The sequence below is a fragment of the Paenibacillus sp. JL3B1040 genome (assembly GCF_057063165.1).
In genome coordinates, this window is sequence record NZ_CM169317.1 from 5,472,145 (window position 1) to 5,484,859 (window position 12,715).

At 58.7% G+C, this 12,715-nt stretch carries 12 protein-coding genes; 8 read left to right on the forward strand and 4 right to left on the reverse strand.

Annotated features, from left to right (window positions below):
• Window positions 1-53 precede the first annotated feature (53 nt).
• The 4 genes from ACZF99_RS25070 to ACZF99_RS25085 all read left to right on the forward strand — a co-directional run bounded on the left by ACZF99_RS25070 (window position 54) and on the right by ACZF99_RS25085 (window position 4,311).
• Complete coding sequence (locus ACZF99_RS25070) at window positions 54-1,199, forward strand: MGDG synthase family glycosyltransferase (RefSeq protein WP_483607589.1); 1,146 nt, start codon at window positions 54-56, stop codon at window positions 1,197-1,199.
• Between the two features lie 54 nt (window positions 1,200-1,253).
• Window positions 1,254-2,477 carry an MFS transporter gene (locus ACZF99_RS25075; protein ID WP_483607590.1) on the forward strand — a complete coding sequence of 408 codons (1,224 nt, stop codon included), beginning with the start codon at window positions 1,254-1,256 and terminating at the stop codon, window positions 2,475-2,477.
• 63 nt (window positions 2,478-2,540) lie between these two features.
• A complete protein-coding gene (locus ACZF99_RS25080; RefSeq protein ID WP_483607591.1) occupies window positions 2,541-3,080 on the forward strand; it encodes a phosphatase PAP2 family protein in 540 nt (179 codons plus the stop codon).
• A gap of 637 nt (window positions 3,081-3,717) precedes the next feature.
• A complete protein-coding gene (locus tag ACZF99_RS25085; RefSeq protein ID WP_483607592.1) occupies window positions 3,718-4,311 on the forward strand; it encodes a YkoP family protein in 594 nt (197 codons plus the stop codon).
• 211 nt (window positions 4,312-4,522) lie between these two features.
• On the opposite strand, the gene ACZF99_RS25090 is transcribed toward ACZF99_RS25085, so the two are convergent.
• The 4 genes from ACZF99_RS25090 to ACZF99_RS25105 form a co-directional block, all read right to left on the reverse strand.
• A complete protein-coding gene (locus ACZF99_RS25090; RefSeq protein WP_483607593.1) occupies window positions 4,523-6,217 on the reverse strand; it encodes a methyl-accepting chemotaxis protein in 1,695 nt (564 codons plus the stop codon).
• Between the two features lie 116 nt (window positions 6,218-6,333).
• The gene (locus ACZF99_RS25095) at window positions 6,334-6,612 is read right to left on the reverse strand and encodes a hypothetical protein (RefSeq protein ID WP_483607594.1); all 279 of its coding nucleotides are present in this window, start codon (window positions 6,610-6,612) and stop codon (window positions 6,334-6,336) included.
• Between the two features lie 37 nt (window positions 6,613-6,649).
• Complete coding sequence (locus ACZF99_RS25100) at window positions 6,650-7,243, reverse strand: class I SAM-dependent methyltransferase (protein WP_483607595.1); 594 nt, start codon at window positions 7,241-7,243, stop codon at window positions 6,650-6,652.
• A 69-nt stretch (window positions 7,244-7,312) separates the two neighbouring features.
• A complete protein-coding gene (locus ACZF99_RS25105; protein ID WP_483607596.1) occupies window positions 7,313-8,944 on the reverse strand; it encodes a bifunctional metallophosphatase/5'-nucleotidase in 1,632 nt (543 codons plus the stop codon).
• 180 nt (window positions 8,945-9,124) lie between these two features.
• Between ACZF99_RS25105 and ACZF99_RS25110 the strand changes: the two genes are divergently transcribed.
• The 4 genes from ACZF99_RS25110 (at window position 9,125) to phnE (ACZF99_RS25125) (ending at window position 12,682) form a co-directional block, all read left to right on the forward strand.
• Window positions 9,125-10,138 (forward strand): phosphate/phosphite/phosphonate ABC transporter substrate-binding protein, encoded by a 1,014-nt coding sequence (locus ACZF99_RS25110; RefSeq protein ID WP_483607597.1) that lies wholly within the window; start codon window positions 9,125-9,127, stop codon window positions 10,136-10,138.
• A gap of 107 nt (window positions 10,139-10,245) precedes the next feature.
• Window positions 10,246-11,046: a phosphonate ABC transporter ATP-binding protein gene (gene phnC / locus ACZF99_RS25115; protein ID WP_483607598.1), complete on the forward strand. Its 801-nt coding sequence runs from the start codon at window positions 10,246-10,248 to the stop codon at window positions 11,044-11,046.
• The gene (phnE, locus tag ACZF99_RS25120) at window positions 11,046-11,873 is read left to right on the forward strand and encodes a phosphonate ABC transporter, permease protein PhnE (RefSeq protein ID WP_483607599.1); all 828 of its coding nucleotides are present in this window, start codon (window positions 11,046-11,048) and stop codon (window positions 11,871-11,873) included. The genes phnC and phnE (ACZF99_RS25120) overlap by 1 nt, the downstream gene beginning before the upstream one ends.
• Complete coding sequence (gene phnE / locus ACZF99_RS25125; RefSeq protein ID WP_483607600.1) at window positions 11,870-12,682, forward strand: phosphonate ABC transporter, permease protein PhnE; 813 nt, start codon at window positions 11,870-11,872, stop codon at window positions 12,680-12,682. The genes phnE (ACZF99_RS25120) and phnE (ACZF99_RS25125) overlap by 4 nt, the downstream gene beginning before the upstream one ends.
• Window positions 12,683-12,715 lie beyond the last annotated feature (33 nt).

Here is a 12,715-nt window from a genome sequence, read left to right on the forward strand (position 1 = left end):
AATCGACGGAACGAACCGTGCGTTCTATTTCGGTGGAAAGGCGGCTGCTAACCATGAAACAAAACTTGCACATCGTCATCCTGACCGCCGGTTACGGCAACGGACATATCCAGGTGGCACGAACGCTGGAGCAATCCTTGACCCGTTCGGGTGCCTGTTCGGTCAGTGTGATCGACCTGTACCGCGAAGCCCATCCGGGTATGAATTCCGTCTCCCGGCATCTTTATTTGTACAGCCCTTGGTTCTCGGCATACGGTCTGGACTATTACGGGTGGAGCTACTACGCGACCCGGGACCTCCGGCAGACGAGCGCCTTGGCCAAATGGGGCAATCTGCTCGGCATGAAGAAACTGGTCACTTTGCTCCAAAAACGCCGGCCGGACGCCATCATCACCACCTTTCCCTTCGGCGGGATCACGGATCAACTGCGAAAACACGGTATACGGGTGCCCGTCTTTACGGTTATGACCGATTTCAGCCTGCACAACCGCTGGTTATTCACGCGGCCGGACCGTTTTTACGTGGCGACCGAGGATTTGAAGCGGGTGATGATCGAACGCGGCGTACCTGCGGAAACGATTGTCGTCAGCGGCATCCCGGTCCGGGAGCCGTTTTACGAGCCGTTGCGCTCCGCGAATCCGCCTACGCCAGGCTCCGCAGGGGGAGCCCGGTCCATTCTGGTCATGATGGGAGCGCACATCCCCTTACCGGACATCCAGCTCATCATCACCAAGCTGCTGGCGCTGCCGGACGTTCGGGTGGAGCTCGTGTGCGGCGGCAACGATAAACTGCGGCGGCGGCTGGAACGGCGATTTGCCGGCCAAGAGCGGCTGCGCCTGTTCGGTTACGTCGAAGCAATCCACGACCGCATGCGTCAAGCCTCCTGCATCGTGACGAAGGCCGGGGGCATCACGTTGTCGGAAGCGATCCACATTCGCACACCGATCGTGGTCTACAAGCCGTTTTCCGGGCAGGAGCGGGAAAACGCGAAATATCTGGAGCGCAAAGGCGCGGCAGCGGTTGCCTCATCGCCGCGAGCTTTGGCGGAGCGAGTGCACGAGCTGATCGATTCCGAAGTCCTCAGAGCCCGGATGCTTCAGCAGTATGACGAACTGGCCGCAGGCTGCGCCACCGAGACGATTGTCCGGGACGTATTGCACCTGGCAGGCCGCCTGCCGGCCTTGGCGGACGGCCGTTGATCGCCTGCCGAGCCGCCGCCGGCGCACGAATACGAAGCAAGGAGCCTTACGAATATGAAACGTACTACCCGATGGATATCAGGAAATCATCTTACTCCCGCTTTTCTGCATTGCGCCGCCATTTTGTTTTTGACGGAAATGGCTCGCAGCGCCTTTCTCATCTCGTTTCTGCCCGCGTACGCCAAAGAACGCCAAATTACGTTGGCGGCGGTTGGCGTAGCCATCTCGGTCCACTATTTGGCCGATACGCTCATTAAAGTCATCGCGGGATACGTGCTGGACCGGTTCCCGGCCCGGCTGATCCTGAATATCTTCCTGATGCTCGGACTGCTCGGCCTCCTCGTCTGCTACGGCGTCACCGCTCCCTGGGCTATCGTTCTGGGGGCCGGTCTGATCGGAATCGGAGTATCGCCCGTCTGGCTCCTCTGCCTATCCGAGATTCGGGAGGACAGCCGCGGTTCGCAGATGGGCTCGGTCTATACGATATGGCTTGTTTCGCTGGGGCTGGGCCCGGTCGCCGTCAATTTCCTGATCGACCGCAGCTATGCCTTATCGTTCTGGTTGCTGGCCGGATGTTGGTCGGCCGGATGGTTGCTGGCCGCCTTTAAACGGATCGACTTCTCGGCCCGGCGCCTGCTGGCGGACACCGTTCCGTTTAAGCAGCAAATGCGGCAGATCGGCAGCAAGCTGGTTCAGATGAAGCCGCTCGTGCCCGGCATGATCGTACAGACGCTGGCCGCCGGCCTGCTGGTGCCCGTCCTTCCCAGCTTTGCGTCCGAATATTTGGCGCTGGATTATTCGGGATATTCCATTGTGCTGATGGCCGGAGGCTGCATGACTGTACTGCTGCTGATCCCGATGGGCCGGCTCGCCGACAAGTGGGGTCACAAGTGGCTGTTGATCGCCGGTTTCGGCGCCTTGGCCGCTTGCCTCGGACTGCTGATCTACTCCCGGCAGATGTTCAGCACGATGTTGCTTGCCGTCTGTCTTGGCGCGGCGTATGCCGCCGTGCTACCGGCATGGAACGCGATCCTGTCCCATTTCGTTCCCGACGAGCAAAAAGCGACCGGTTGGGGCGTTCTCTCCGGTATCGAAGGCATCGGAGTCATCCTCGGCCCGATCCTGGGCGGCTGGATGGCGGAAAGCTTCGACGTAACGGTTACGGTGGGGATCAGTGCGCTGCTGTTGTTCGGCATCATGCTGTTTTACTGGATCCGTCCGGTGCGACAGCACCCATCCGGTCAACCCGAGCGCTCGCTGGGACGAACGCATCGGTAACCGTTGCCCGAGCGGAGAAGCGGATAGATGCCCATCATTATTCAGGGGAGTGGAAGAATCGGTATGAGGCATCGCTATTATCTTTGGCTTCGCGAATACGACAACCGGCTGTTTCTATGGTGCAACCATTCGCTGAGTCATCCGTGGATGGATCGAATTCTGAAGAGGTTCACCCATTTGGGGAGCGCCCCGTTTACGATCGCATCAACCCTTTCGGTGGTCGTTTTCGCCACGGGCTCCTGGCAGCGGGCGGGCTGGCACAGCTTGATCGCCCTGACCCTCAGCCACCTGCTGGCGGTTCGGATCAAGAAGCGTTTCCAGCGCACCCGCCCCTATGAAGTGTTGCAGGGCGCAAGGATCTCGATCCATCCGCTCAAGGATCACTCGTTCCCGTCGGGGCATACGACGGCGGCCTTCTCCACGTTTATTCCGTTCTTGTTTGCAGCACCCGGGCTGGCGCAGCTCCTCCTCCCGCTGGCATTCATCGTTGGCCTGTCACGCATTTATCTTGGCGTCCATTACCCCTCCGACGTGCTGGCCGGCGGCCTGCTTGGAGCTGCGACAGCCCTTCTCGTTGTTTTGGGGGCCGGGATGGCATCATAGGAGAGGTGCAAACAAAACAGCGGTTCGCCGCCGGAAACACGCAGGGCGGGGAGTCAATAACTTGTCGGTGCGGGGTGGGGCTGTCTGCTACTCGCGAGGCTGGGGCGGAGGCGCGGCGTTTCAGCAAGCCTGGAGGTTGGCTGGTGGGCGCGGTGTTTCGGCTAGCCGCGATGCTGGCTCGTAGGCGTGGTGTTTCGGCTAGCCCTCGAGGCCAGTGCAGGAACGCCGTCTGCGAACCGCGATGCCGGTTAGAGGGCGTGGCGTTTCGTCCAGCCGCCAAAGCCGGTGCAGGAGCGTGGCAGCCGTAGAACTCATGTGAATGTGAGGTACCAGGCTCCAGCCCGCCGGTCTATCAGAAAATGTTGTATTTTATACAGCATTTTGCCCCCTCGCCGAGAGTTATCGCCAAAATGTTGTATTTCCTGCAATATTTTCGGCCCCATATCGCTTAGACCCGCCATAATGTTGTACATAATACAACATTTCGCCCATCCAAGACTCATGGCGTCGCAAAATGTTGTACGTTTTACAACATTTCTGCCAAAACGCCCGGGTGAGCGAACCAGAAATCCAAAACTACTATTCATAAGCGATGTAAGCGCTTGATTATGAATCTATTAAGAAAGCTGGGATACCGATGCAAGCCGGAACCTTAATCAAACAAGCAGTCCAAGGAATATGGATGGGCTGGGAGCGGGCGTTCGAGCTGTTTAGCCGCTTGCGCTCCAACTACGCCAGAGAGTTTGGCATCTGCAAAATGTTCGTCACCAAATATCGCGGAAAAGGCATGCAGTGCGAAGACGGCACGTGGATTCAGGACGGCGATTGGATCGGGGAATTGCACCTCGACAACCGTCAAATCCTCGCCATGCTGCGGACCAACGAGGAGAACCGCGTTGCCTTGATGATCGCCCGCCTTGCAAGAAGCGCCATGCGGCAAATTTGCGCCGAAATGCAGAAAAACCCGCAGCTCAGCCAAGTGAAGGCGCTGCAGGGCATTACTTTGCTGCACCGGGGCATCACGCACGGCCTGGGCTTCGAGACGCATCAGGTCGAACAAGGCACCTTCCGTACGTTGACAACCTCCTATTTGCGGTTACTGCTCACCGTCTTTCATCCAAGCAACCGAAAACGAATTACCGGCCATACGGATAAGCTGATTCCGATGAAGCTGGTGATGACTCGCACGACGTTGATCCAACGCTTTGGGACTGAGAAGGCGCTGGCCTAACAAGAGCCGAATGCCCTGATGTCTCCGATGCAATGATGCCCCCCAAATGTCCGCGATGCCCCAAGCCCAGTATGCTCCCAATGCCGAGACGCTGCGATGCCTCCGGTCCCCAATGCCCGCGCAGCAGCTTCTCCCCGAAGCCTGCCGACGCGGGCATCCGAAACGGGCATCCGGCGCGAACCGGTCGAAGCGTTCCGATAAACGATAGACCTTACCTCTTTACCTTAAACTCGCCCAATACCCGCTGCAGCTCGTCCGATACCGCCGAAAGCGAGGCGCAGGAGGCGTGGATGTCCGCGATCGCCGACAGTTGATTGACCGAAGCCCTGCTCACTTCCTGCGCGGCGGCGCCCGAGCTTTCGGCGATATCCGCGATGACATGAACAGAAGCCGTAACTTCCTCGATGCCGGCGGACATCTGCTGAGCCGTTGCGGCCAGTTGCTCGATCCGGTCGGCGATTTGACCGTTCGAGGCGGCGATGCCCGCAAAACTGCGGTCCGTCTCTTGCGTCAACGCCAGCCCCGACTCGACCTCCCCAATCACCCGGTCCATCGCTTCCAGCGACTGCTTGATGTCCGCATCAATCCGCGTCATCACCTCGGCGATTCGCTCCGACGAGGCCTCCGACTGCTCAGCCAGCTTGCGGACCTCGGAGGCCACGACGGCAAAGCCGCGCCCTTCTTCGCCGGCGCGAGCCGCCTCGATCGATGCATTCAGCGCCAGCAGATTCGTCTGCCGGGAAATCCCCCGGATCGCCTCGACCATCGAGGCGATTTCCTGCGACTTATCGTTCAGCAGACGGACCAGTGCACCGCTGGCTTGTACGGAACGGTCGATGAATTCCATCTGTGCGACCGTCCTGCGGACTTGCTCTCCGCCATCCGCAGCCTGCTGTCTGGATTGCCCCGCCAGCTCGGCGGCTTCGGATGCGTGCTCGGCGATATGCTGCACGCCGATCGCGATTTCCTCCATCGCCCGGGCATTCTCGGCGGTGCTCATCGTCTGGCTCTCCGCCCCCGCAGCAACTTGCTCGATCGAAGCCGCGATCCGAGCCGAATCCTCATTGGTTTGTCCCGCGACCGTCTGCAGCTTCCGGGCGGCCTCGTTCACCTTGTCCGAGGCGAGCAGCCCCTGCTGCACCAGTTGCTGGAGATTGGCGCCCATCCGATTGTAGCCGGCGCCGAGCAACCCGATCTCGTCCCGCGAATCGTCGCGCACGGTCGCCGTAAAGTCGCCAGCTCCGGCCTTCTCCATCGCCGAGGTCAACCGGCCGAGCCGTTTCTTCATCCCGCGCATATACGTTAAAATCAAAACGATGGAGATCGCGAGCGCAGCGGCAAAAACCACGGAAAAGTACCGGATAAACGTCCCGCGAATGGTCTCCATCAATTGCTGCGACGCCCCCACGTACAGTATGCCGATGATCTCGCCGCGATCCGATTGGATCGGTTGATAGGCGGCCTGGTATTTTTGGCCGACCACCACCGCTTCCCCGTAGTAGCTGCCGCCGCCTTTCAGCACGACGTCAGCCACTTTATCGGATACCTTCGTGCCTACGGCCCTTTCTCCTTCCGCCATGATGTTGGTTGACACACGCGTATCGCCCTGAAAAATCGTCACCGTGTCCTCCGTCAGTTTCCCGATCTCATCCACGACTTCGAAGTTCCCGTTCATGACCGTATCGCCTTTGGTCAATTGGTCTCCTACTATGCGCCAAGCACCGGGGTATTTGCTGTCCAGATAACGGTTGACCAGTTCGAGGTCACTCTTCGCTTTGGCGGTAGCGAACGTCTTGATGCCGCGCTCCATTTGCTCTACGGCGACAAGCCCAAAGGCCACCGATACGACGACCAGAATGCCGATCACAATCAAATTGATTTTTGTCCCGATGCTTCGAATGCGCATAGGTTTCGCCTCCTTATGACTTTGAGTAAATCATAAGGGGATTCGTTTGGTTTTTGTAGAAAAGGAAAGCCCAGCGCCCCCAGAAATTAGGGGCCCGGGCCATTTTTATTTTCCTCTTAATCGATGTATCCGGCGAGGCCGTGTTCGGTTAAATAATCCATTTCCAAATCGAGGATGGTCTCCACGGTCAATTCGTCAAGTTTCACATCGCTCCGGCTTAACACATAGTCCACCAATTCGTCGCCGTCGATCTCCACCTCATGCTCGGCGTTTTGCGGGGCCCGATTGATAAAATCCGCTTCATGCTTCAGGACCAGCCGGATGCTGTCCGGGCTTGCCTTCGATCGGTCGGCGATAAACTGGACCAGTTCCATCTCATTAACTTGATCGCTCACAAGGTTCACTCCTGCCATGTTAGGTTCCGTTTGTTTCCTAGTGTTTCTCGTAGATGTAAATTTTAGTCCGGTACAGATCCCCACAGGTGACGACCCTCATCGGCCGCCAACCGGGCAGGGCAAAGCAAACACTGACTACACGGGCTCCCGAAGCCAACCGTTCCCGAAACAGAGAATCGAGCCTCCGCATCGCTCCAGGGTACAAATAACAGACGATCGTGCCTGCAGTCTCATAAGGAAACTCATATAAATCTCCCCGCAAAAACCGCACCCGAAGACCGGCGCCTCTCCGCCAAGCGAGTCGCGAAAACAGCCAGGGGATGACGGAGTTCTCGATCCCGATGATTCGCCAATCGGGATTGCCCCCGGCGATGGCCCAAGCCAGCGTTCCCCAGCCGGCCCCCGCTTCCACGATAGGGCTGATTGCAACCGGCGCTGCCGTCCCCTCGGGAGCCGCGTCACGTTCCAGCCGCTTCAGTTCCCGGACGACGGCTTGCCGGACGAGAGCGGCAGCGGGCATCGGCGAAATGCCGTTTCGCCAGCTTCGATAAACAATCGCTAACACTCCCATCAAAAGAAGGAGCAAGAAGGCGGCGGACAAAAACGGGTACACGGCAGCGGCAGCGGGCATTTGGACATCTCCTTGGGCATTTCCTCGGGCATTGGGTTCGATGTCTGCATTGTACCAGAAAACTCGGGATCAAGGCGATCCTTTGATCACTCTCCAGTTTCCATTGCATGTGGCCCGCACGGTTCCGTGACGTTGAATATACTCCGCTACCAGCTCCGCCATGTCGGTCTGGATCTCCTTCATCACCGGCTTGCCCCGGTACATCCCGTAATCGCCGCCTCCGCCGGCTCGGTAATTGTTCATGACAACGTCAACCTCCGCCTCGTCTTGCAACGGCACACCGTTCCGGGTCAGCTTGACGACCCGCCGCCCTGCGGGTTTGGCGACGTCGAGCTCGTATTCGAGGCCTTCCCACATATCGTAATTGTAATGCTGCGCCTTAGGCCGGACGTAAGCCGGATTCACCTCGATTTCGCCATCCGCTCCCAGGACGAAATAGTTCGCCGTCTGCTCCAGCGCCTCTCGGATGTCCCGACCGGTCAAGCGCAGGACGGTCAAGGTGTTCGGATACATGAAATTCGTCAGCACGTCCCGCAGCGTAATGCTGCCGCGAAAGCCCTGGGATGCTTCGCTTAACAAAGCCGCATTCGACACCTCTACTCCGGCCGCCTCCATCTGCACCCGGTTAACGCATTCCATGAACGGATGATCCGCCAATCGGCAGGCGAGCGGACTCTCGATCGTCATGTCGCCTTCTACCCGGCCGATCGGCTGGTCCAGCCAGGCTTGCGTGGCCGATTCCAGCGGCCGCACCAGCTCCAGCACCTCGGCATCGGCCTCCACGCCGTCATCCGGAACGAGCAGCTCGGCCGTTTTCGCACGGACGCTCCAGCGGCCGTCCGGCCCGCGCTGAAAGCGGACGGCGATTTGGCCCAATGCCTGTCCGCCCGTCCCCGGCTGGATCACCGTCACTCCGCCGACTTCGTCCGCGATCATCCGGTGCTGATGCCCGGTAATCAATACATCGATGCCCGGCACCTCCAGGCACATCGCGTAGCCTTGATTTTCGCCGGTCAACCGCTCCGTCGGGGCTCCCGTCGCCAGCTCCCGCTCGAACCCGCCGTGATAGCCGACCACCAGCAAATCCGGCCGTTCCTCTTCCCGGATGCGGGGAACCCAACTTTTCACCGTCTCCAGCGCGTCTTGAAACGCCCAGCCGGCGATATGCCGGGGATGCTCCCAATGGGGGATATAGTGGGTCGTCACGCCTAAGATGGCGATTTTCACCCCCTCCGGAGTCGTCTTCACGAGGTACGGCTTGCCGAACGCCGGCCGGCCGGACTCGGCATCCACGATCCCCGCAGACAGCCATGGGAAGCGGGAATCCGTCATCGCCTTCCGCAACAGCTCCCGTCCGTAATTAAATTCGTGGTTGCCCGGCACCGCCGCGTCATACCCCAGCTTGTTCATGGCTGCAATCGCCGGATGTTCGCCGTCCGGGTGGTTTTTTACGTGGAACGTGCACAGCGGCGTTCCCTGAATCGCATCCCCGTTGTCGATCAGCAGCAGGCCTGGCGTTTGCTCGCGTTCGCGTCGAATGAGCGTGGCCAGCTTGGCCAGACCCAATGGACGCTCCTCGGTCGTACGGTAATCCGTCGGATAGATAAATCCGTGTACATCGCTCGTGACAAGGATTTTGCAGAAGGCTTCCTCCCGCTTCGCCGGTAGGGTCCGTTCGCCTAGGTTTGTACTATTATTCATGCGGTCCACCTCCGATTTCATTTCATTGCACTCCCATTCTAGCAACAAAACTCGAGAGTTATGTAAAAATACGAAAACCGCAATTTTACAAACTTCTACTTTGCTTCTGACGGCAGGTTAATAAATCTCTTTTATAGTAATCACGTAATCCAAAAATGAGAATAAGTGGAGGTCATACGCTTGAAAAAGATTGCCAAGTTAGTTTTGCCTTTATTTTTAATGCTGTCCGTGGTCCTGAGCGCTTGCGGAACCAACGCCCCGGCCAACACAAGCGGAAACGCATCTGCGGAAGGCGGTTCCAACGCTACTTCTGCTAACGCCGGCGCCAACGCGGCCGATAATGCAGCCGACACATCCGCCGACACCGGCTACGTTCCCGAAACGCTAACCGTGCAATTCGTGCCTTCGCAAAATGCCGATACGCTCGAAGCCAAAGCCAAACCGCTCGAGAAGCTGTTGTCCGATCGTCTCGGCGTTCCGGTGAAGGTCAGCGTATCGACGGACTACAATACGATCATCGAAGCCATGGCTTCCAAGCAAGTTGACGTCGGCTTCCTGCCGCCGACCGCTTACGTGCTCGCGAAAGAGAAAGGCGCGGCCGAAGTGATTCTGCAAGCGCAGCGCTACGGAGTGCAGGACGATACCGGCGCACCTACGGATGAACTGGTCGATTCCTACAAATCGATGATCATCGTCAAGAAGGACTCCGACATCAAGTCGGTCGAGGACCTGAAAGGTAAAAAAATCGCCTATCAAAACGTGACATCTTCCGCCGGCTATGTATGGCCGGCCGCTAAGCTCCAAGAAGTCGGTCTGGATCCGCTGTCCGACGTGCAAGCGATCACGGTGAAAGGTCATGACCAAGGTGTGATCGCCGTCCTGAACGGCGACGTGGACGCTGCCGCGATCTTCCAGGACGCCCGCAACACCGTCGTCAAGGACTATCCGAAGGTGTTCGAAGACACCCGCGTATTAACGTATACGGAGCCGATTCCGAACGATACGATTTCCGTCCGTTCCGACATGAACGCCGAATGGGTGCAAAAGTTGAAGGACGCCTTCATCGAAATCGGCAAAGACCCGGAAGGCCACCAAATTATCGCCGATATCTACACGCATGAGGGTTACGTCGAATCGAACGACAGCATGTTCGACATCGTGCGCGAATACAACGAGAAGGTCAAAACGGAATAGTCGGAGCGAAGGTTAACGGATAGACCGCAACAAGCCAGTCGGAGCGCCCCGCGCTCCCGGCTGGCTGTGCGTTTTTCCGGATTATTTTCCCAAAAAGGAGTCCTAACGTGATAGAACTGCGCAATGTATCCAAAACGTATCCGAACGGCACCAAAGGGCTGGACCGGATCAACCTGAAGATCGAGCCCGGCGAATTCGTGGCCATCGTCGGATTGTCCGGCGCCGGCAAATCGACGCTGCTGCGCTCCATGAACCGGCTGCACGATATTTCCGAAGGCGATATTCGGATCGGCGATAAGTCGATCACGAAGGCCGCGGGTAAGGAGCTGCGGATGATTCGCCGCGATATCGGCATGATCTTCCAAAGCTTCAATCTCGTGAAGCGCTCCTCCGTGCTGCGCAACGTGTTGGCCGGCCGGGTCGGCTACCATTCCACGCTGCGCACCCTGTTCGGCCGGTTTCCGGAGGCCGACGTGGAGTTGGCTTTTCAGGCGCTGGAGCGCGTGAATATCGTGGAGAAAGCCTACACCCGGGCCGACCAGCTCTCCGGCGGGCAACAGCAGCGGGTGGCGATCGCCCGCGTGCTGGCGCAGGAGGCGAAAATCATCCTCGCCGATGAACCGGTGGCTTCGCTGGATCCTTTGACGACCAAACAAGTCATGGACGATCTAAAGCGCATCAACGTCGAGCTCGGGATTACGACGATCGTCAACCTTCATTTCATCGACCTGGCGCGCGCGTATGCGACCCGTATCATCGGTTTGCGGGCCGGACAGGTCGTGTTTGACGGCCCGGTCTCGGAAGCGACGGATGAGCGGTTCGCGGAGATCTACGGCCGCGCCGTCGACCGGGAAGAACTGCTGGCCGGCCGGCTCTCGGGGCCGCAGGTGTTGGAGGCGCAGGCTTGATGAACACGAATCCGCGTGCCAATGCCAATGTCGTGAGCCATGCCGATCCGTCCGGGAATCGCCCCAAGGCGCCCAGCAAGCTTAAGCATTATTTAACCGCCTTGATCATCCTGCTCCTGCTGTGGGGCAGCGCAGTGGATACGGAAGCCACGCTCGGCAAACTGATCCTGGGCTCGCCCAACATGCTCGACCTGCTGAAGGAGATGTTCCCGCCGAAGTGGAGCTACTTCGACAACATCGTCCCGGCGATGCTGGAGACGATCCGCATGGCGCTCATCGGCACGACCTTCGGCGCCATCCTCGCCGTACCGGTGGCGCTGCTGTGCGCCGCCAACCTCAGCCGCAGCGCGTGGATCTACCAGCCCGTCCGCTTTCTGCTGAACCTGGTGCGGACGATCCCGGACCTGCTGCTGGCGGCGATTTTCGTCGCGATCTTCGGACTCGGACCGCTGCCGGGCATGATGGCGCTGACCGTATTTTCGTTTGGCCTGATCGCCAAATTGACCTATGAAGCGCTGGAGACGATCGACCGCGGACCGCTGGAGGCCATGACGTCCGTGGGGGCGACGCCGATCCAGCGCATTATCTTCGGCGTTGTGCCGCAAATTCAAGCTCACTTCATCTCGTACGTACTTTACACGTTCGAGATCAACGTCCGCGCCGCGGCGGTGCTGGGCCTGGTCGGCGCCGGCGGGATCGGCCATTATTACGAGGTGACCTTAGGGTTCCTGCAGTATGACAAGACGTGCATGATCATTTTGTTCACGCTCGCGGTCGTACTGTTGATCGACTATGCTAGCACCAAACTGCGGGAGAAATTGTTATGACGACAAACGCGAATACCTGGCGGCACAAAGTGCAGAAGCCGAAAAAAAACCGTTACCGCTGGCTCATCTACCTGCTGCTCCTTCTGCTTTATATCTGGGCATTTGCCGGCATTCCGTTTGACGGAATCAAGGAAACCGCCGGCCAGATTACGAAATCGATCCTCTCGGGGTTGTTCTCGCCCGATTGGGATTACGTTTATTTGCCGGACGGCGAGGATTTGCTGCGAGGGCTATTGGAGACGTTAACGATCTCCATCCTGGGCACGTTCATTTCCACGCTGGTCTGCCTGCCGTTCGCCTTCTGGTCGGCGGCCAATCGGAGCAAGCCGCGCTGGGTCTCCGGCTCCGGCAAAATGCTGCTCAGCTTTATCCGCACCTTCCCGGAGATCGTCATGGCCCTGCTGTTCATTAAAGCCGTGGGGCCAAACGCCTTTGCCGGCGTGTTGGCGCTGGGATTGCATTCGGTCGGGATGCTTGGCAAGCTGTTTGCCGACGAGATCGAGAACATGGAGCACGGCCCGACTGAAGCGCTCGTCGCCGCAGGGGCAAACCGTCTGCAAATTCTGTGGTTTGCCGTGCTGCCCCAAGTGTTGCCGGGGTTCTTGTCCTACACGCTGTACCGATTCGAAATCAATTTGCGTTCCGCGACGATCCTTGGCGTCATCGGCGCCGGCGGCATCGGAACCCCGTTGATTTTCGCCCTCAGTTCGCGGGATTGGGATCGCGTCGGCATCATCCTGCTTGGCATTATTGTGATGATCACCCTCGTGGATTGGATTTCCGGCTACTTGCGGAAGAAGCTGGTATAGCCTGAAGCCCCCCCTTAATCTGACCCGGCCTCA